We start from the raw sequence: 19,166 nt of genomic DNA on the forward strand, positions 1-19,166 counted from the left end.
GAGGCCGCGCGATCTTGCGCCCTGTCCCGTCAAGGGTGATTTCACGCTTTCCTCACAGCCGAGGCCGGTTCACGAACGCGCTGTTTTTGCTTGCGAATCAAGCGGGCGCAGCCTTTCACGGCGGTTATCCAGAACCTCGGCGTACACTATTTCGACGTCCGCCCCTTTCAAGGCCCGGGCGCCATCCCCATAGTGGCCGCTCCTCCGAAGCAAGGCATCGCCTGTGTCCATCCCCAGTGCCGTAAAGAGCACCCCGATCGAAAGCCGCCAGCAGCTCACCGACTACCTCGCCGCCGGCGAGAAGCCGCGCGAGGACTGGCGCATCGGCACCGAGCACGAGAAGTTCGGCTTCCGCACGGACGACCTGGCGCCGCCGACGTTCGAGGGCGAGCGCGGCATCCGCGCGCTGCTTGAAGGGCTGGCCTCGCGCTACGGCTGGGAGATTGCCCGCGAGGGCGAGACGCCGGTAGCGCTCACACGCGGCAAGGCCAACATCACGCTGGAGCCGGCCGGCCAGCTCGAACTTTCCGGCGCACCGGTGGAGAACATCCACCAGACCTGTTGCGAAGTGAACGCGCACCTGGAGGAGGTCCGCTCGGTCGCCGACGGGCTCGGGCTGGGCTTCCTCGGCATGGGCTTCCAGCCCAAGTGGCGCCGCGACCAAATGCCCTGGATGCCCAAGGGCCGCTACAAGATCATGCGCGAATACATGCCCAAGGTCGGCAATCTGGGGCTGGACATGATGACCCGCACCTGCACCGTGCAGGTCAACCTGGATTTCTCCTCCGAAGCGGACATGATCAAGAAGTTCCGCGCGAGCCTGGCGCTGCAACCGGTCGCCACCGCGCTCTTCGCCGATTCGCCGTTCACCGAAGGGCGGCCCAACGGCTTCCTCTCCTACCGTTCGCACGTGTGGACCGACACCGACCCGCACCGCACCGGCATGCTCGATTTCGTGTTCGAAGACGGCTTCGGCTACGAGCGCTACGTCGATTACATCCTCAGCGTGCCGATGTACTTCAGCTACCAGGACGGCCGCTACATCGACCTGGCCGGGCAGGATTTCCGCCGCTTCCTGGACGGTCGGCTGGATGCCGCGCCGGGCACGCGCGCCACGATGAAGGACTGGGCCGATCACCTCACCACGGCCTTCCCCGAGGTGCGCCTGAAGCAGTACCTGGAAATGCGCGGTGCCGATGGTGGCCCGTGGAACCGCCTGTGTGCGTTGCCGGCGCTGTGGGTGGGCCTGCTGTACGACGATGAGGCGCTGGACGCGGCCTGGGACCTGGTGAAGGACTTCACCATGGAAGAACGCCACGCCCTGCGCGACGGCGTGCCGCGGCAGGCGCTCAAGCTGCCCTTCCGGGGTGGCAGCGTGCGCGACCTGGCCGCCCAGACGCTGAAGATCGCCACGCACGGGCTCAAGCGTCGTGCGCGACTGAACCGCAACGGCGCCGACGAGAGCATCTTCCTTGAGCCGATGATCGAGATCGTCGAGGCCAACCAGACACCGGCCGAGCGCAAGCTGGAGCTGTTTCACGGGCCGTGGGGCGGCAGCGTGGATCCGGTGTTCCGCGAATTCGCCTATTGAGTACCCTGCGCCCCTCTGCCCCCGGGGTGAGGGGCCGGGGCTCGCGGGTTTGTCGATCAGAGCCACGCTCTGATGGCGGCTTGCCGCAAGCGTGTCCCCTCACCCCAGCCCTCTCCCCGGCGGACCCACCCCATACGGCGGTGGCATAGCCCCAGTAGCCGGCGCATACGCCTGCAGAGTGGATTTCGGTTCCTCTGCCCCGCAAGGAAGACACCAAAAAGAAAGGCCGGCTTGCGCCGACCCTTCTTGCTTACTTCTCGTTGCCCTCGGGCGCATCCTTCAGCCCGCGATCGATCAGCATCGGTTCCACGCTCGGTTCCTTGCCGCGCCAGGCCTTGTACATCTGCGCCAGGTCTTCGGTGTTGCCGCGCGAGAGCACCATCTTGCGGAAGCGGTCGCCGTTGGCGCGGGTCATGCCGCCGTTCTCCTTGAACCATTCGAAGCCGTCGTCGGCCAGCATCTGCGTCCACAGGTAGGCGTAGTAGCCAGCGGCGTAGCCGTTGCCCCAGATGTGCTGGAAGTAGCTGGAGCGGTAGCGCGGCGGCACGTAGGGGAGGTTGATCTTGTCCTTGGTGAGGACCTCCTGCTCGAACTTGTCGGCGTCCTTCTTCGGCGCGTCGGCCGGCAGCGTGTGCCAGCCCATGTCGAGCAGCGCCGCGGCGACCAGCTCGGTCATGTCGTAGCCGCTATTGAAATGGCGCGCCTGCTTGATCTTGTCGACCAGCGCCTGCGGCATCGGCTCGTGGGTCTTGTAGTTGATCGCGTAGTGCGCGAACACCTTCGGGTTGGTTGCCCAGTGCTCGTTGAACTGCGAGGGGAACTCGACGAAGTCACGCGCGGTGTTGGCGCCCGACAGCGACGGGTACTTGGTGTCGGCGAACATGCCGTGCAGCGCGTGGCCGAACTCGTGGAACATCGTGATCACGTCGTCGAACGACAGCAATGCGGGCTGGCCCGGCGCCGGCTTGGTGAAGTTGGCCACGTTGTAGACCACCGGCTTGGTGCCGAGCAGGGTCGACTCTTCCACCAGGTTGCTCATCCAGGCGCCGCCGCCCTTGTTGTCGCGCTTGAAGTAGTCGCAATAGAACAGCGCCATCGAGGTGCCGTCCTTGTCGAATACCTCGAACACGCGCACGTCCGGCTGCCACACCGGGATGTCGTGGCGCTCCTTGAAGGTCAGGCCGTAGAGCTGGTTGGCGGCGTAGAACACGCCGTTCTGCAGCACGTTGTCCAGCTCGAAGTACGGCTTGATCTGGTTTTCGTCCAGGTCGTACTTGGCCTTGCGCACCTGCTCGGCGTAGTGCTGCCAGTCCCACGCGGCGAGCTTGAAGCCGCCGTGCTGGCTGTCGATCACCGCCTGGATGTCCTTCGCCTCGCGCTCGGCCCGGCCGGTGGCCGCCGGCACCAGGTTGTGCATGAAGTCCAGCGCGCGCTCGGGCGTCTTGGCCATCTGGTCCTCGAGCTTCCAGGCGGCGAAGGTCGAATAGCCCAGCAGCTTGGCCTGCTCGGCGCGGATCTGCGCGATGCGCTCGATGGTGGCGCGGGTGTCGTTGTCGCCGCCGTGTTCGGCGCGGTCCCAGGAGGCCTTGAACAGCGCTTCGCGGGTGGCACGGTCGTCGAGGTCCTTCAGCGCCGGCTGCTGGGTCGTGTTCTGCAGCGTGAGTGTCCACTTGCCATCGAGGTCGCGGCTCTTGGCGGCCTGCGCGGCGGCGGCGAGGTCGCCCTCGGACAGGCCCTTGAGCTTGGCCGCGTCATCGACCGTCAACGCACCGGCCTTGGTGGCGGCCAGCAGCTTGTTGGTGAATTGCGTGCTGAGCGTGGACTCTTCCTTGTTGAGCTCCTTCAGCTTGGCCTTGTCGGCGGCCGAGAGCTTGGCGCCGTTGTGCACGAAGTCTTTGTAGGTGACTTCAACCAGGCGCAGCGACTCCGGATCGAGATTCAGCTTGTCGCGCTGGTTGTAGATCGTCTCTACGCGCTGGAACAGCTTGTCGTTGAGATAGATCGCGTCCCGGTGCGCGGCGAGCTTGGGCGCTTCCTCTTCCTGCACCTTCTGCAGCGCGTCGGAGGTGTTGGCGCCGGTGACCGTGTCGAAGGCGGTCATCGCACGCTTGAGCAGCGCCCCGGACTTCTCCATCGGGATGAAGGTGTTGTCGAAGGTCGGCGGCTCGGGATTGTTGGCGATCTTTTCAATCTCGGCCAGGTGCTGGCGCATGCCCTCTTCGATCGCTGGCTGGTAGTCGCTCTCCTGGATCTTGTCGAATGGCGGCGCCTGGAACGGCAGCGTGCTGGCGGCGAAGAACGGATTGGCCTGCGCCGTGCCGGCATCGGCCGCCGGCGCGCTCGCGGTGGGCGCGGGCGTGGCTTGGTTGTCGGTGGACGATTGCGAGCAGGCGGCCATGGCGATCGAAGTGGCGATCACGAGCAGGCGAAGACGAGGCATCGATTTTCCCCAGAAGTGGCGTCCGCGGTGCGGAACGGATGAGTCAAAGCGTTCGACTCTAACCACACTGGGGCGCGACTTCCAAGGGCCGCAAGTGCCTCGCCGTCGCTTGGACGCTCAGGCGGCTCGCATGTCGCGCAGCTGCCAGCTCGAACCGATCAGCCAGTTGAGCCGTGGCCGCACTACGCGCATGGGCAGGTCGGTGACCACGTCCAGGTCCACGTGCAGGTCGGCGACCCTGGCGCTGGCGGTGGCCTGCGGGTCGGTGGCGGCCAGGCTCATGTCGACCTCATCGGGGTCCGGCTGCAGGGTGCGCCAGCGCTCGAACAGGCCGGTGCCGCGCAGCGATTCCTGCAGCGCGGCGGCCAGGTCGTCCGGGCTGGCACCCTGCCAGGCCAGCGCCGGATCGGCGCCGCGCGCGTGGCGGATGTCGTCGACCGAAAGGTAATAGTGATTGCGGTTGCTCATGCGCACTCCTGCGTTGGGCGTGGAAGAATCGAATCATGCTAGGCGTGAAGCGGTCGCCACGCGGCGAGGGCGATGCAGGCGCACCCGGGTGCGCCCGCCATGACAGGCGGTCGCGCATTGGTGCGTCCCTACCGGGCCGCGGCCTGGTGTTCGAACAACGGCGCCAGTTCCAGCCGCCCTGCGGCCTGGGCGGGGTCCAGGCCGTAGGGCAGCACACCCAGGCAGGGTGCGGGGAGCATCTCGCGCAGGGTCTCCAGGTTGTCCTCCACCGCGGCCATCGCCGGGTCGATGCGGTTGCCGATCCAGCCGGCCAGGCGGCAGCCGTCGGCGAGGATCGCACGGGCGCTGAGCAGCGCGTGGTTGAGGCAACCCAGCCGCAGGCCGACCACCAGCACCACCGGCAGGTCCCACTGTCGAGGCATGGCCGAGGCGAGCAGGCCGGGCGCGAGCGGCACCATCCAGCCCCCCACGCCCTCGACCACCACCATCGCATGCGCGGCGCGCAATCGGTCGAAGGCAGCCCGTAGCGGCGCCATCGCCACCGTCCTGTGTTCGAAGCGCGCGGCCAGGTGCGGCGAGAGCGGCTCGCGCAGCGCGACAGGGTTGATCGCGTCGTAGTCGAGCGGGCGGCTGCCTGCGGCCTGCAGTGCCAGCGCATCCTCGTTGCGCCGCCCGTCGGGCGTTTGCAGGCAGCCGCTGGCGACCGGCTTCATGCCGCACGTTGCAAGCCCGCGCGCGCGCAGCGCATGGATCAGTGTGCAGGCGGCGTGGGTCTTGCCGATGCCGGTGTCTGTGCCGGCGACAAACATGGCGCTGCCTGCGTTCGATGTGTTCTGCATTGCGGTCCCGGAACGTCACGCGGACCGGACATGTTCCGCGCCGCGACGGTCATGGGCAAGCAAGACGGGTTTCAGGCAAGGCCGTGGCGCCGACGGAAGCGCGTGGTGAGCGGACCGATCAGGAACATCAGCACGTAGAGGAAACCGGGCAACGACCACAGCGCCGGCGGCGCGGACAGCGGCAGCAGCAGCGCCGCCAGCGCCGAAGCCAGGCCCAGCACGGCCGGAACGATCCACACCAGCTGCTCGCGCTGCGCCTCCAGCGGCGAGAAGCCCTGGCGCCGCGCGCGCCTGGCCGCGTGGCCGAACAGCAGCGTGAGCGTGCCGGCCATGCAAGTGAAGGCGATCCCGTAGACCACCAGCAGCGTGCGGATCTCGCTGGCGCCCATCAGCTTGAAGCGGCTGGGCAGCCGGCCGCCGCTGAACATGTTGAACAGGCTGGCGAACATCATGTGCAGCGGGTAGACGAAGATCAGCGCGAAGAACACCAGCAGCAGCGACAGCCACAGCCCGGCGCCGTCCGCGTGCGGGCAGCGCCGGCGCCAGCGCACGTGGCCGTGCCAGAAGAAGGCGATCATCCAGAAGCACACGGCGAAGGCGGGGATACCGCCGAGCATCGCCAGCAGCGCACCCGCGCTGTCGGGCACCACGTCGCCACCGATCACCAGCAGGGTGAGCGTGAAGGCGAATGCGCCGTCAACGAACATGTCCAGCCGCCCTGCCTCGATGCCCTCGCGCTGCTCGGTCAGGCTCATCGCACGGTTCCCCCACCGGATGTCGGGCGCATAATACGGGCTTTGCCGCCGGAAACGCGCCGATGTTCCACCTCGCCGAAACCACCTACGCCAGCAAGCGCGAGCACTACGCGGACCTGGCCAGCCAGGCGCGCGGCCTGCTCGCCGACGAACACGACCTGATCGCCAACGCGGCCAACTTCAGCGCGCTGGTGTTCAACAGCCTGCCCGACCTCAACTGGGCCGGCTTCTATTTGTTCGACGGCACCGAGCTGGTGGTCGGCCCGTTCCAGGGCAAGCCCGCCTGCGTGCGCATCGCGCTGGGCCGCGGTGTCTGCGGCGCCGCGGCGCGCACGCGGCAGATCCAGCTGGTGCACGACGTCAACGCGTTCGAAGACCACATCGCCTGCGACGCCGCTTCGCAATCGGAAATCGTGGTGCCGCTGGTCAGGCCGGACGGCTCGCTGCTCGGCGTGTGGGATGTCGACAGCCCGCGGGTGGGCCGCTTCGATGAGGACGACCGCGAAGGCATGGCGGCGCTGTGCGCGGTGTTCATGGCATCGCTGGGCTGAACTGGCTCGTCGCAGCCACCACCGTATCCCGCAGGAGCGCACCCTGTGCGCGACCGGGTGCATGGTGGTCGCGCACAGGGTGCGCTCCTGCGCAGGCCCCGTCCGGGACTGGGGAAGCTAGCCGCGCGGCGTGCGCAACAGCGCCAGCACCGCCTCGCGCGCCGCTTCCACGCCGGTGCCGTCGGCCGAGGAGAACACCTGCGCGCTGGCCTGCACGCCGTCGCCGAAGCCCTTGCGCACGGCCGCCAGCGCCTGCATCGCCTGGTTGCGCGAGAGCTTGTCCGCCTTGGTCAGCAGCAGATGGCAGGGCAGGTTCGTCTCGAAGCAGAACTGCAGCATCATCCGGTCGAACTCCTTCAGCGGATGGCGGATGTCGGCGATCAGCACCACGCCACGCAGGCTGCGCCGGCGGTGCAGGTAGGCATCGATCTCCTGCTTCCAGTGCGCGCGCAGCTCCTCCGGCACCTTGGCGTAGCCGTAGCCGGGCAGGTCGATCAGGCGCGCCTCCAACGGCGGCGCGTATTCGCCCTGCGCGAGCGGCGGCAGCGAGAAGGCGACCATCTGCTGCGTGCGCCCGGGCGTCTTGGAGGTGCGCGCCAGGCCCTTGTGCCCGGTCAGGGTATTGAGCGCGCTGGACTTGCCTGCGTTGGAGCGCCCGGCAAAGGCCACTTCGGCGCCCTGGTCGGCGGGCAACTGGCTGATACGGTGGGCGGCCAGCACGAACTGCGCGCCGTTGAGCGGATTGGGCATGGGAACGGTTTGACCGGAATGCGGTGGCGCGGGGATAATTCGGCGGTTTCTGCCTGCCGCAGGCCATGTTGGCAGCGGTCCACGGCGGATTGAGCCGTCTTTCGGGAGACAAGTGTATGAGTTTTCGGTCCGCCGGTTTCCGGCCCGCTGCCCTCGGCGGCATGATCGCCCTGGTGTTTGCGCTCTCTGCCAGCGTGGTCATGGCGCAGGACGCCAAGCCCGCGGAAGCTGCGCCGGCCAATGCCACCACCGCCGCGCAGAAGAGCTCGGCCGGTGCGCCCGGCGTCGACGCCCTGCCCTCCGCGCCGGCCGACAGCGGCAAGCAGGCGAGCGCGGAGCCGTCGGCCGCCGCCTCCGCCGCCCAGCCGGCCGCGCCGGCTGAAGTGGCGGCCGTGGCCAAGCCCGGTGATGCGGCTGCCGGCCAGGGCAAGGCGGCCGCCTGCGGCGCCTGCCATGGCATGGACGGCAACTCCACCGACGCGCAGTACCCGAAGCTCGCCGGCCAGCACGAGTCCTACATCGTCCGCCAGCTGACCCACTTCAAGGCGGGTCAGCGGCAGAACCCGATCATGATGGGTATGGCCGCACCGCTGTCCGAGCAGGACATGCACGATCTGGGCGCCTACTTCGCCAGCAAGCAGTCGCTGCCGGGCGTGGCCGATGCCGCGCTGGTGCAGCAGGGCGAGACGCTGTTCCGCCAGGGCGACGTCGAGCGCGGCATCCCCGCCTGCATGGCGTGCCACAGCATCGACGGCCGCGGCAACCCGGGCGCGGCCTATCCGCAGCTGACCAGCCAGCACGCGCAGTACGTGGAGAAGACCCTCAAGGCCTGGCGCGACGGCACCACCTGGGGCGAGGACGCGCAGGCCAAGATCATGCCGGCGATCGCCAAGAAGCTTGACGACAAGGACATCGCGGCCCTGTCCAGCTACGTCGAAGGCCTGCACGTGAACGACGCGGCGGGCCCCAACAAGCCGGCCACGCCCTGATCGATCCCACACGCCGGCCCCGCCGGCGTGTCCGTTTTCAGACCACGGGGATGCCGCCGCCTCCCCGCCCCAGCTCCGAGGTTCCCATGCTCAAGCGCCTGCCGATCCTGTGTGCCGCCCTGCTCGCCCTTGCCGGCTGCAGCCATGACAGCGACACCGGCAGCGCGCCCGCATCGCCGCCCCCGAGCAGCACCACGGCCACCGCGCCCGACGCCAACACCGCGCCAGCCGCGAGCAGCACCAGCGCTCCGGTGTCCGCCGCCAGTGCACCGGCGAGCACCGCGACCACCACCACGAGCGCGCCGACGCCGACCGCGCCGCCGGCCGCGCCGTTCGTCGACAACGGCAAGTGGGTCGAAGGCAAGAACTACTTCCGCATCGAGCCGGCCCAGTCCAAGGCCACCTCCACCGACAAGATCGAGGTGACCGAGGTGTTCTCCTACGGCTGCCCGGCCTGCAACCAGTTCCACCCGGTGGTCACCCGGCTCGCCGCAAGCCTGCCGTCCGACGCCGTGATGGCCTACCTGCCGGCCTCGTTCATCCCGCAGGAGAACTGGCCGATGCTCCAGCGCGCCTACTTCACCGCCAAGGCGCTGGGCGTGGCCGACAAGTGCAACGACGCGATGTACGACGCGGTGTGGAAGAGCGGCGAGCTGTCGGCCATGAACCAGGCGGGCAACGGCCTGAAGCCGCGTGACGCGCTGCCGACCATCGCCGACGCCGCCAAGGTCTACGCCAAGTGCGGCGCCGATCCGAAGGAATTCGTGGCGGTCGCCAACTCCTTCAGCATCAACACGCAGATGAAGCGCGCCGACGACCTGATCAAGGCCTACGGCGTCACCGGCACGCCAACGCTGATCGTCAACGGCAAGTACCGCTTCGACGTCGGCGATGCCGGCGGCTACCCGCAGACCATCGAGCTGGCCAACTGGCTGGTGTCGAAGGAAGCGGCCGGGAAGTAATCCGGTCACGGCAGGGTTGCCGCGGTCCCCGTCCGGCCGATGCCTTTTCGGCGCTGCGCCCGTCGCCCGCGGCCGTGAAACTCGCCGCGGCGATCTGCGGGTCCAAGGTCGCGTTTCCGCGAGCGGGTTCTACGCCGGATCGGTGCAGCGGTGGTTCAATGCATGCCGATCCGCGCGGTACGCGCGCGCCGCACGCTTCCATTCCACGGAGACCTCCATGATCAAGTACCTCGCCCGCCTGCGCCTGCTGACCCTGCTCGGCGGCCTGCTGCTGGCCAGCGCCTGCACCGCGTCGCCCGAGACGCCCGCGCCCTTCACCGAGGGCGACCAGTACGTGACGCTGCCGGCGCCGCATGAGCGCCTGAGCCCCGCGGGCAAGGTCGAAGTGGTGGAGGTGTTCTCCTACGGCTGCGTGCACTGCGCGCATTTCGCGCCGACCGCCGAGGAGCTGCGCAAGTCGCTGCCCAAGGGCGTCGAATTCAAGCTGCTGCCGGCGCCCTTCAACGACGCCTGGATGCCATTCGCCCGCGCCTACTACGCGGCCAGGCAACTGGGCGTCGCTGACCGCACCCACCTGGCGCTGTTCAAGGCCAAGTTCGACGACCACTATCCGATCAACACGCTCGACGAGCTGGCCGACTTCTACGCGCGCCAGGGCGTGGACCGCGCGAAGTTCCTCCAGATCGCCAACTCCGACGCCGCGACCGCGCAGATGAAAAAGGATTTCGACCTGCTGCAGAAATGGCAGATCGACGGTACCCCGACCATCGTGGTGGACGGCAAGTACCGCAGCGCCCACGTCAAGACGCTGGACGAACTGGTCAAGCTCACCCGCTGGCTGGTCGACCGGGAACTGGCCGGAAAGTAACCGGGCGCGCTTCGCGTTCACACATGGGGGGCGATGCTGCTGCCGTGACCGTTGCCCCGGGCCGCGGGCCTGCGGCGGAATCGAGCGACCTTTCGACTCCGTTGCGCCACGCCCAGGGCAAACGTTCCAGGGAATGATCGTCCACCACGCCCCTTCCTCATCCGCCTCGATGACCAGCGCCGCCAAAGCCCTCCCCGACAAGGCTCCCGCCGAACGCCGCCTGCGCCTGCTCAGCTGCAACATCCTGGCTGGCGCCAGCGTGCAGCGTTACAGCGAGTACGTCACCCGCAGCATCAATGCGGTGCTGCCCGGCCGCAGCAAACTGGAGAACCTTGACCGCCTGGCCGAGGTGCTGCCGCAATTCGACGTGATCGGCCTGCAGGAGGCCGACGCCGGCAGCCTGCGTTCGGGTTTCCTCAACCAGACCCGCTACCTGGCCGAGGCGTCCGGCCTGCCGTTCTGGAGCCACCAGCCGAACCGGCCGATGGCGCGCCTGGCGCACTCGGCCAACGGCCTGATCAGCCGGATGGAGCCGCACAGCGTCTACGACTACCCGCTGCCCAGCCGCATTCCCGGCCGCGGCGCGCTGCTGGTGCGCTACGGCGCCGAGGCCGAGGCGCTGACCGTGATGATCGCCCACCTTTCGCTGTCGGCGCAGGCGCGCGCGCGCCAGCTCGCCTTCATCGCCGAGGTGCTGCACGGCTATCGCAACGTGGTGCTGATGGGCGACCTCAACACCGAGGCGCACAGCGCCGAGATGCGCCACCTGTTCGCGCGCTGCAGCCTGCAGCCGCCCGAACAACCCACGCCGACGTTCCCCAGCTGGAAGCCGCGGCGGGCACTGGACCACATCCTGCTGTCCGAGTCGCTCACGCTCGAACGCGTGTGGGCCCTGCCGCAGGCGTTTTCCGACCACCTGCCGCTGGCGGCGGAAATCCGCCTGGCCGCGCCACTGGCGCCACGCGCCCACCGGTTGCGCCGATGAGCCGCACGCTGCGCCTGGTGCTGCCCTGGTTCACCCTCGCGCTGGTCGCGCTGGCCGCTTCCGCCTTGCGCTATGGCGTGATCGAGCCACCGGCGGTGGCCAACCTGTGTACCGTCGGCGGTGGCCCGGCCTGGTGCGCCTGGCGCGAATGGGCGGTGCTGGGATTCCTCAGCTACAGCTACGGCTACGCGGCACTTGTCGCGTCCTTCGTCGCGCTGTTCTGGCGCCATCCGCTGGCCGCGTGGCTGGCCGCCGCGCTGGGCGTGGCCGCACTGGTGCTGTACTGCTTCGAGGCCGGCGCGTTCGCGCTGCTGGTCGGCGCGCTACGCCTGCTGCGCGTCCAGGCGGACAGCCTGCCACCACGCCGCCAGCACCGGCACGGCGAGGGCGAGGTTCAGCCCCAGCCATAGCCAGGCGGTGAGGTTGAGGCCCACCTCCTGCACCACCACCAGCGTCCCCAGCGCCGGCAGCAGCACGGCCAGCAGGCGGTGTTCCAGCGGCGGACGCGCCGGCTGCGGATCGAGCCAGCCGGCCAGCGCGACGCCCACGCACGGCAGCGCGAACAGGCCGAGCGGAAAGTCGCGGTAGCGCCCGTCGAACACCAGCAGCAGGTCGTACCAGGCCAGCGCGAACAGCCAGCCCAGCGACAGCCAGGCCGGGACCGACGCGACCGCCTGCCGTCCGGCCAGGCGATCCACGATCCCGCGCGCAAGCCAGAACCCCGTCGCCAGCGCAGCCACGCAGGCGGCGATGGACGCGCCCCACTCGAACAGGTCCCGACAGGCATAGATCATCTGCCGGCCCTGCCAGGCCAGCGCGGCGCCGCTGGCGAAGCCGGCCAGCAGCATGCCGCCAGCCGCGCGTGTGCCGCGCGCCACGCCGGCCAGGCCGAACAACAGCGCCGCGGCCGCGCCGGCAATCCAGCCCCACCACCAGCGCGGCTCCTCCACCACCGGACCGGTCATCGGGAATTTCGGCCGCGCGTCCACGTCGAAGATGCCCCAGTAGCCGCCCACCGTGCCTTCCTGCACGCGCTTCCACGGCTGGTCGAAGGCCTCGATCACGTTGTAGGGCATGTCCACCTTGGCGGCGTAACTGAGGAACTCGCGCAGGTAGCGCGCCTCGTTCACCACCGTGGCGCGCGCGGCGCGGCGCGGGCGGCCGGCGCTGGGCCAGCCGGTTTCGCCGATCATCACCGGCTTGCCGGGGAATGCGCGCTGCATCTGCGCATACACCTGCGCCACGTGGCGCACGGCGTGCTCCGGCGGCACCGGCTCGTCTTCCCAGTACGGCAGGATGTGGATGGTCAGGTAGTCGACCACCTGCGCCATCTGCGGATAGCGCAGCCAGAACTCCCACACGTCGGCGTAGGTCACCGGCACCGCGGCGGGGATCGCCGCACGCACCTGGCGTACGTAGCCGGCCAGCGTCTGCGGCGCGAGTTCGCCGCGCAGCAGCACCTCGTTGCCGACGACCACCCCGCGCAGCACGTCGGCGTTGGCGCTGGCCGTGGCGATGCTCCTGGCGATTTCCTGCGCGTTCGCCGCCGGGTCGCGGCCGAGCCAGATGCCCATCAGCACCTGCATGCCGTAGCGCCGGGCGATCGAGGGCACCGCGGCCAGGCCCTGGCCCTGCGAGTAGGTACGCACGCAGTCGAAGCGCTGCGACAGCGCGCGCAGGTCCGCATCGATGCGCCCGGGGCTGATGAAGGTGCTCGGGTCGTACGGCGTTTCGCCCGGGCGCCGGTACGGCGCGTACGACACGCAGGCGATACGCGAGGAGGGCGCATCCGGCAGCGCCACGGGACGGCCCATCCACCACCAGCCGATCACGCCGGCCAAGGCCGCCAGCACGAGCGCGGTCCACGCGGGCCAGTGCGGGCGGGAACGAAGCGGCGGCGTGGCGGACATGGATTCCTGCGGCGGGCAAAGACGCCAGCTTATCAAGCCTGCGCCGGGATGCCGGCGATTAACGCTGCGCTTACCGCGGATTACTACACTTGTGACGATGACCCCGAACACCTTTCCGGCCGCCCGCGCGCGGCGCCCCTTGTCGCACCTCCTGTTCGCCCTCGCCGCCTGGTGCCTGCTGGCGCCGGCGGTACATGCCGCGCCCTCGCTGGCGGAGCAGCGCCTGGCCTTCAGGCAGGCCTGGGCGGTGGCCCAGCAGGGCGGCGACGGCTGGCGCAGCTGGGCCACGGGGCTGGCCGATTACCCGCTGTATCCCTATCTGGAAGAAGCCGCGCTCGAGCACGACGTGGACACGCTCGACCGCGCCACCGTCGCCGACTACCTCAAGCGCTACCCCGACCTGCTGCCCGCCGCCGACCTGCGCCGCGCGTGGCTGCGCAGCCAGGCGCGCAAACAGCATTGGGACGACTTCCTCGCGCTCTACCGGAGCGGACTCGGCGATGCGCTGACCTGCGACGCGCTGCACGCGAAGCTGGCGCAGGGCGGCACGCTCGACTTCGAGCGCGACCTGGCCGCGTTGTGGAACAGCCCCAGCCTGCCCGGCGCCTGCGACCCGGTGCTCGACGCCGCGCACGATGCCGGCCTGCTGACCAGCACGCGCCTGTGGGCGCGCATCGATCGAGCGCTCGACGCCGGCCAGGTCGGCACCGTCGCGGCGCTGGCGAGCTGGCTGCCGGGCGAGGAGGGCACGGCGGCCGCACGGCTGGCGCAAGCCCTGCGCGATCCCGCCGCTGCCGTCGCCGATGCAACCCACTGGCCCGACACACCGCGCCACCGGCAGGCCGCCGCGCTGGCGCTCAAGCGCCTGGCCCGCCGCGACACCGACGCGGCCGACGCCGGCTGGAAACGCCTGGCCCCGCGCTTCAGCTTCACCCCCGCGCAGCGCGACGGCGTGCTGTACGCGCTGGCGCTGTTCCACGCCACCGACTTCGACGAGCACGCGCTGGTGCGCCTGGCCAGCCTGCCGGCCGACGTGCAGACCGACACCAGCCGCGAATGGCGCGCGCGCGTCGCGCTGGCGCGGCAGGACTGGCCGGCCGTGCTGGCCGCGATCGACGCCATGCCCGCCGGCCAGCAGGACGAGGACGAGTGGCGCTACTTCCGCGCCCGCGCACTGGCCGCCACCGGCCAGGCCGACCAGGCCGACCCGCTCTACGCGAAGCTCGCGCAGGAGCCGACCTACTACGGCTTCCTCGCCGCCGACCGCGTGCAGGGCGATTACGCGATCTGCCCGCTGAACCCGCCCGACGACGCGCAGCGCGAACAGGCGCTGCTGGACAAGCCCGGGCTGCAGCGCGCCTTCGAACTGTTCGCCGTGGACCTGCCGCACCTCGCGCGCCGCGAGTGGTCGCGCGCCCTCGGTGACACCGACCGCGACACGCTGCGCATCGCCGCGCGGCTGGCCTACGAGCGCGGCTGGTACGACCGCGCGGTGTTCACCTACTCCAGCGGCGAGGCGCTGCGCTACTACGACCAGCGCTTCCCGCTGGCCAGCCAGGATGGCGTGGTGCCGCAAGCACAGCAGGCCGGCATCGACCCGTCCTGGGCCTACGCAATCGCGCGCGCCGAAAGCGCCTGGATGAGCGACGCGCACTCCGGCGCCGATGCCCGCGGCCTGATGCAGCTGGTGCCGGCCACCGCCGCGCAGGTGGCGAAGAAGAACGGGCTGGCCTGGCAGGGCGGCCAGTCGCTATACGACCCGGCGGTCAACATCATGCTCGGCACGCGCTACCTGGCGCAGATGGCCGCCCGCTTCAGCGGCGCGCCGTGGCTGGCCAGCGCCGCCTACAACGCCGGCCCGAACAAGGTCGACCAGTGGCTCGCCGAGCGCGGCAACTTGCCGCCGGACCTGTTCGTGGCGACCATTCCCTACCATGAGACCCGCGACTACGTGGCCCGCGTGATGGCCTTCGCCGTGATCTATGACTGGCGCCTTTACGGCAAGGCCTTGCCGCTGGCCTCGCGGATGCCGGCGATCGGGCAGCCGTACAGCCTTCCGGACGTCCATACGCCGCGCAAGGACGTCACCTGCCCGACGGCGCCGGCCAGCGCGGTCGCGACCGCCGGCGCCAGCCGCTGACATGCGCCGCTATCTGGTCGGTGGTGCGGTGCGCGACCGGCTGCTGGGGCGACCGGTGGTCGACCACGACCACGTGGTGGTGGGCGCCACGCCACAGGCGATGCTGGCGCAAGGGTTCAAGCCGGTCGGCAAGGACTTTCCGGTCTTCCTGCACCCGGACACCGGCGAGGAATACGCGCTGGCGCGCACCGAGCGCAAGACCGGCCACGGCTACCACGGCTTCGCCTTCCACGCCGATCCGGGCGTGACGCTGGAAGAGGACCTGGCGCGGCGCGACCTCACCATCAACGCCATCGCGCAGGACGAGTCCGGCGCGCTGGTCGATCCGTTCCATGGCCAGCGCGACATCGAAGCGCGCGTGCTGCGGCACGTGTCGCCGGCGTTCGTGGAGGACCCCGTGCGGCTCTTGCGCGTGGCCCGCTTCGCCGCGCGTTTCGCGCCGCTGGGTTTCCGCGTGGCCGAGGAAACCATGGCGCTGATGCGCACGATGGTCGCCGACGGCGAGGTCGACCACCTGGTACCCGAACGGGTGTGGGCCGAAACCCGGCGCGCACTGGCCGAACCGCAACCGTCCACCTTCGTGCGCGTGCTGCGTGAAGCGGGCGCGCTGGCCGTGCTGTTTCCCGAGGTCGACGCGCTCTACGGCGTGCCGCAGCGGCCCGAGTACCACCCCGAGGTCGATACCGGGGTGCACCTGGAACTGGTGCTGGACATGGCCGCGCGGCTGGCTCCCGGCGACGACCTGGTCGGGTTCTGCGCGTTGTGCCACGACCTGGGCAAGGCGCGCACGCCGCTCGACGTGCTGCCCAGCCACATCGGACACGAACACGCCGGCGTGGCACCGCTGCGCGCCCTGGCCGCGCGGCTGAAGGTGCCGGCCGAACACGCCGCGCTGGCCGAGCTGGTCTGCCGCGAGCATCTCAATGCGCATCGCGCCCTGGAGCTCAAGCCGGCGACCGTGCTGAGGCTGCTGGGCAAGCTCGACGCCCTGCGCCGCCCGCAGCGGCTGGAGGCGTTCCTTCTCGTGTGCGAGGCGGACAAGCGCGGTCGGATGGGGCGGGCCGAGGCGGCCTATCCGCAGGCGGGATTCCTGCGCGCGGCGCGCGACGCCGCGGCGTCGGTCACTGCGGCCGAGTTCGTCGCACGCGGTCTGACCGGTCCGGCGATCGGCGAGGCCATGGACCAGGCGCGCGTGGCGGCAATCGCGGCCCTAGCGAAACCCGCCACGGACTAAAGCGCCCTCTCCCTCCGGGGAGAAGCGGCCAGGCTGGCGGGAAGCGGCGGGCGCTCGTCCCGCTTCGTGCCCCAAAAGAGGCTCGCGCGCCAGGGGACGTCCGGGCGAGCCCCGGCCCCTCACCCCAACCCTCTCCCCGAAGGGGAGAGGGAGCTGGGACGTCCCGTTTCCCGCGATCGGCTCACCCCGGCTCAGCCGCAGACCAGACGCCCTCTCCAGAGGGGAGGGCCTTGGGATCATGGGACCCATGGACAAGATGACCGCATGACCACTCGCCTCAAACCAGGCTCCCTCTCCCCTCCGGGGAGAGGGTTGGGGTGAGGGGCCAAGGCTGGCGGGACGCGGCGATTGAAGCGCGCACGCTCTTGCTTCGCACCAGGAAGGCTGCCGCGCCACCGATCGTCCGGACGAACCCCGGCTCCTCCCCCTGCCCTCTCCCAACGGGGGAACCCGGAGCCTCCCCCGGCCAGCCTCCTAAGCGCCGGCCAAGCGCCCCCGTGTATAAAGTCGTGTTGCCATCCAAGCCCACCCCAGGGGTCCTCATGTCCTTGTCCGCCACGCCCGACCAGCCGCTGCGCCAGCGTTTCCGCCCGCTGTGGTGGCTGGGTGTCACCTACCTGCTGATCGGGGCGGTGACCCGCGTCGTGCTGCTGGCGATGACCGGCCCCGGCGTGGCGCACAATCCGCTGTACTGGCTCTACGCGTTCGGCATCGGCGCCTGCTACGACCTGGTCACGCTGCTCTACGTGGCCTGGCCGCTGGTGCTGTTCCTGTGGCTGGTGCCGCGGCGCGCCTACGTGTCGCGTGCGGGACAGTGGGCGCTCTATCTGCTGGCGCTGCTGGTGATGTACTGGCTGCTGTTCGTGGCCGCCTCGGAGTTCGTGTTCTGGGGCGAGTTCGGCGTGCGCTTCAACTTCATCGCGGTCGATTACCTGGTCTACACCACCGAGGTGATCGGCAACATCCGCGAGTCGTACCCGATCGGCCTGTGGATGAGCCTGATCGGCCTGCTGGCCCTGGCCATCGTGTGGTTCAGCCGGCGCTGGCTGCGCACGGCCGACCCGGGCAGCCGCTTCCTGGGCCGCGGCAAGGTGGTGCTGGGCTGGCTGGCGCTCACCATTGTTTCGGTGCTCGCCGTCAACGGCACGATGAAGGACCGCACCGACAACACCTACGTCAACGAGCTGGCCGGCAACGGCATCTACCAGTTCTTCAACGCCTTCCGCAGCAGCCACCTGGACTACTCGCGCTTCTACCGCACGCTGCCCGACCAGGCCGCGTTCGAGCGTGTGCGCAAGGGTCTGCAGACCCCCGACGCCACCTACGTCAGCGACGATCCCTACGACCTCACCCGCGCCATCCGCAACCCCGGCCCGGAGAAACATCTCAACGTGGTGCTGATCAGCGTGGAAAGCCTGTCGGCGGACTTCCTCAAGACCTTCGGCGCCAGCCACGGCGAGATCACTCCGCACCTGGACGCGCTGGCCGGCAACAGCCTGTTCTTCGACAACGTCTACGCCAACGGCACGCGCACGGTGCGCGGGCTGGAGGCGCTGTCGCTGTCGATCCCGCCCACGCCGGGTGACTCGGTGATCAAGATGCACCACAACGAGAACCTGTTCTCGCTGGCCGACATCTTCAACGATCGCGGCTACGTGTCGGAGTTCCTCTACGGTGGCTACGGCTACTTCGACAACATGAATTATTTCTTCGGCCACAACGGGTACATCCCGGTGGACCGCAAGGACATCCCCAAGGACGCCACCATCCACAGCGAGAACGTGTGGGGCGTCGCCGACGAGGACCTTTACACGCTGGCGCTTGGCCAGATGGACAAGATCCACGGCCAGGGCAAGCCGTTCTTCCTGCACATCATGACCACGAGCAACCACCGGCCGTTCACCTTCCCGGCCGGGCGGGTGAAGGAACGCAACGGCACGCGCGAGGGCGCGGTGGCCTATACCGACTGGTCGATCGCCGATTTCATCGAGCGGTCGCGCAGCAAGCCGTACTTCAACGACACCGTGTTCGTGATCACCGCCGACCATGATTCCTCCAGCGCCGGCAAGACCAGCCTGCCGGTGAACCGCTACCACATCCCGCTGTGGATCTACGCGCCCGCGCACATCGCGCCCAGGCGTGTGGACCGCTTCATGAGCCAGATCGACATCGCGCCGACATTGCTGGGGCTGCTGCACTTCAGTTACCGCAGCCGGTTCTTCGGCTACGACATCTTCCAGCTGCCGCCCGGGCGCGAGCGGGCGTTCCCCGCCACGTACGAGAAGCTCGGCTACCTGCACCAGGGGTTGCTGACGATCCTGGAGCCGCAGAAGAAGCTGGAACAATTGCGGCCCGATTTCGAGACCGGCGATGCCTCACCGGCGCATCCGCGCGATCCGGAGGACGTCGACGACGCGACCGCGTACTACCAGGTTGCCGCCGAGCTGTTCAAACAGGGCAAGCTGGTGCGCCGGCCCGAGGACAGGACGCCGGTACAGCCGGCACCGGCAAGCAGTTCCACCTCGCGTTGAACAGCTCCCTCTCCCCTACGGGGAGAGGGTTGGGGTGAGGGGCCGGGGCTCGCCCGGGGCCCTCACCAACGCTTGGCGCGAATGACACTCACGCTCGCCGGATCTTCCCGCAAGCCTTGACCCCTCACCCCAGCCCTCTCCCCGGAGGGGAGA

General features: G+C 69.5%; 16 protein-coding genes. 10 read left to right on the forward strand and 6 right to left on the reverse strand.

Annotated elements, in window-relative coordinates; all coding sequences use genetic code 11:
* Positions 1-223: 223 nt before the first annotated feature.
* On the forward strand, positions 224-1,591 hold the full coding sequence (locus J7I44_RS07995; RefSeq protein WP_209618643.1) for a glutamate--cysteine ligase: 1,368 nt from the start codon (positions 224-226) through the stop codon (positions 1,589-1,591).
* A 250-nt stretch (positions 1,592-1,841) separates the two neighbouring features.
* Here the strand turns inward: J7I44_RS07995 and dcp are convergent, their stop codons facing one another.
* From dcp to J7I44_RS08015, 4 genes are all read right to left on the reverse strand, one after another.
* On the reverse strand, positions 1,842-4,031 hold the full coding sequence (gene dcp, locus J7I44_RS08000) for a peptidyl-dipeptidase Dcp (protein WP_209618646.1): 2,190 nt from the start codon (positions 4,029-4,031) through the stop codon (positions 1,842-1,844).
* A gap of 117 nt (positions 4,032-4,148) precedes the next feature.
* Positions 4,149-4,499 carry a hypothetical protein gene (locus J7I44_RS08005; protein WP_209618648.1) on the reverse strand — a complete coding sequence of 117 codons (351 nt, stop codon included), beginning with the start codon at positions 4,497-4,499 and terminating at the stop codon, positions 4,149-4,151.
* Between the two features lie 128 nt (positions 4,500-4,627).
* Positions 4,628-5,338 carry a dethiobiotin synthase gene (bioD, locus tag J7I44_RS08010; protein WP_209618650.1) on the reverse strand — a complete coding sequence of 237 codons (711 nt, stop codon included), beginning with the start codon at positions 5,336-5,338 and terminating at the stop codon, positions 4,628-4,630.
* 71 nt (positions 5,339-5,409) lie between these two features.
* Complete coding sequence (locus J7I44_RS08015; RefSeq protein ID WP_209618652.1) at positions 5,410-6,093, reverse strand: TMEM175 family protein; 684 nt, start codon at positions 6,091-6,093, stop codon at positions 5,410-5,412.
* A 62-nt stretch (positions 6,094-6,155) separates the two neighbouring features.
* On the opposite strand from J7I44_RS08015, the gene J7I44_RS08020 reads away from it, so the two are divergent.
* Entirely contained in the window at positions 6,156-6,644 is a 489-nt protein-coding gene (locus tag J7I44_RS08020; protein WP_209618654.1) for a GAF domain-containing protein, read from the forward strand.
* Between the two features lie 117 nt (positions 6,645-6,761).
* Here the strand turns inward: J7I44_RS08020 and yihA are convergent, their stop codons facing one another.
* Positions 6,762-7,394 (reverse strand): ribosome biogenesis GTP-binding protein YihA/YsxC, encoded by a 633-nt coding sequence (gene yihA, locus J7I44_RS08025; RefSeq protein WP_209618655.1) that lies wholly within the window; start codon positions 7,392-7,394, stop codon positions 6,762-6,764.
* A 116-nt stretch (positions 7,395-7,510) separates the two neighbouring features.
* Between yihA and J7I44_RS08030 the strand changes: the two genes are divergently transcribed.
* From J7I44_RS08030 to J7I44_RS08050, 5 genes are all read left to right on the forward strand, one after another.
* Positions 7,511-8,383, forward strand: a complete 873-nt coding sequence (locus tag J7I44_RS08030; RefSeq protein ID WP_209618657.1) for a c-type cytochrome — start codon at positions 7,511-7,513, stop codon at positions 8,381-8,383.
* An 86-nt stretch (positions 8,384-8,469) separates the two neighbouring features.
* The gene (locus tag J7I44_RS08035; RefSeq protein WP_209618659.1) at positions 8,470-9,345 is read left to right on the forward strand and encodes a thiol:disulfide interchange protein DsbA/DsbL; all 876 of its coding nucleotides are present in this window, start codon (positions 8,470-8,472) and stop codon (positions 9,343-9,345) included.
* Between the two features lie 217 nt (positions 9,346-9,562).
* The gene (locus tag J7I44_RS08040; protein ID WP_209618661.1) at positions 9,563-10,213 is read left to right on the forward strand and encodes a thiol:disulfide interchange protein DsbA/DsbL; all 651 of its coding nucleotides are present in this window, start codon (positions 9,563-9,565) and stop codon (positions 10,211-10,213) included.
* A gap of 169 nt (positions 10,214-10,382) precedes the next feature.
* The gene (locus J7I44_RS08045) at positions 10,383-11,198 is read left to right on the forward strand and encodes an endonuclease/exonuclease/phosphatase family protein (protein ID WP_245188048.1); all 816 of its coding nucleotides are present in this window, start codon (positions 10,383-10,385) and stop codon (positions 11,196-11,198) included.
* The gene (locus tag J7I44_RS08050) at positions 11,195-11,608 is read left to right on the forward strand and encodes a hypothetical protein (protein WP_209618667.1); all 414 of its coding nucleotides are present in this window, start codon (positions 11,195-11,197) and stop codon (positions 11,606-11,608) included. Before J7I44_RS08045 ends, J7I44_RS08050 begins: the two co-directional genes overlap by 4 nt.
* Here J7I44_RS08050 and J7I44_RS08055 read toward each other — a convergent pair.
* Positions 11,522-13,108, reverse strand: a complete 1,587-nt coding sequence (locus J7I44_RS08055) for a glycoside hydrolase family 17 protein (RefSeq protein WP_209618671.1) — start codon at positions 13,106-13,108, stop codon at positions 11,522-11,524. The genes J7I44_RS08050 and J7I44_RS08055 overlap by 87 nt on opposite strands.
* Positions 13,109-13,247: 139 nt before the next feature.
* Here J7I44_RS08055 and J7I44_RS08060 point away from each other — a divergent pair, with 139 nt between their 5' ends.
* The 3 genes from J7I44_RS08060 to J7I44_RS08070 all read left to right on the forward strand — a co-directional run bounded on the left by J7I44_RS08060 (position 13,248) and on the right by J7I44_RS08070 (position 19,013).
* Positions 13,248-15,248, forward strand: coding sequence for a transglycosylase SLT domain-containing protein (locus J7I44_RS08060; RefSeq protein WP_209618674.1), 2,001 nt, complete (start codon positions 13,248-13,250; stop codon positions 15,246-15,248).
* Between the two features lies 1 nt (position 15,249).
* Positions 15,250-16,482, forward strand: a complete 1,233-nt coding sequence (locus J7I44_RS08065; protein ID WP_209618677.1) for a multifunctional CCA addition/repair protein — start codon at positions 15,250-15,252, stop codon at positions 16,480-16,482.
* 542 nt (positions 16,483-17,024) lie between these two features.
* Positions 17,025-19,013: an LTA synthase family protein gene (locus J7I44_RS08070; protein ID WP_209618683.1), complete on the forward strand. Its 1,989-nt coding sequence runs from the start codon at positions 17,025-17,027 to the stop codon at positions 19,011-19,013.
* Positions 19,014-19,166: the final 153 nt, after the last annotated feature.

The organism is Frateuria flava, from assembly GCF_017837635.1.
Taxonomy (GTDB): Bacteria; Pseudomonadota; Gammaproteobacteria; order Xanthomonadales; family Rhodanobacteraceae; genus Frateuria_A; species Frateuria_A flava.

Bases quoted from the DNA above. Each gene is read 5' to 3' on its own strand.
- J7I44_RS08020 (WP_209618654.1), top strand. From the start codon at position 6,156: ATGTTCCACCTCGCCGAAACCACCTACGCCAGCAAGCGCGAGCACTAC.
- J7I44_RS08005 (WP_209618648.1), bottom strand. From the start codon at position 4,499: ATGAGCAACCGCAATCACTATTACCTTTCGGTCGACGACATCCGCCAC.
- J7I44_RS08040 (WP_209618661.1), top strand. From the start codon at position 9,563: ATGATCAAGTACCTCGCCCGCCTGCGCCTGCTGACCCTGCTCGGCGGC.
- J7I44_RS08070 (WP_209618683.1), top strand. From the start codon at position 17,025: ATGTCCTTGTCCGCCACGCCCGACCAGCCGCTGCGCCAGCGTTTCCGC.
- yihA (WP_209618655.1), bottom strand. From the start codon at position 7,394: ATGCCCAATCCGCTCAACGGCGCGCAGTTCGTGCTGGCCGCCCACCGT.
- dcp (WP_209618646.1), bottom strand. From the start codon at position 4,031: ATGCCTCGTCTTCGCCTGCTCGTGATCGCCACTTCGATCGCCATGGCC.
- J7I44_RS08030 (WP_209618657.1), top strand. From the start codon at position 7,511: ATGAGTTTTCGGTCCGCCGGTTTCCGGCCCGCTGCCCTCGGCGGCATG.
- J7I44_RS08055 (WP_209618671.1), bottom strand. From the start codon at position 13,108: ATGTCCGCCACGCCGCCGCTTCGTTCCCGCCCGCACTGGCCCGCGTGG.
- bioD (WP_209618650.1), bottom strand. From the start codon at position 5,338: ATGCAGAACACATCGAACGCAGGCAGCGCCATGTTTGTCGCCGGCACA.
- J7I44_RS08065 (WP_209618677.1), top strand. From the start codon at position 15,250: ATGCGCCGCTATCTGGTCGGTGGTGCGGTGCGCGACCGGCTGCTGGGG.
- J7I44_RS08015 (WP_209618652.1), bottom strand. From the start codon at position 6,093: ATGAGCCTGACCGAGCAGCGCGAGGGCATCGAGGCAGGGCGGCTGGAC.
- J7I44_RS08045 (WP_245188048.1), top strand. From the start codon at position 10,383: ATGACCAGCGCCGCCAAAGCCCTCCCCGACAAGGCTCCCGCCGAACGC.
- J7I44_RS08035 (WP_209618659.1), top strand. From the start codon at position 8,470: ATGCTCAAGCGCCTGCCGATCCTGTGTGCCGCCCTGCTCGCCCTTGCC.
- J7I44_RS08050 (WP_209618667.1), top strand. From the start codon at position 11,195: ATGAGCCGCACGCTGCGCCTGGTGCTGCCCTGGTTCACCCTCGCGCTG.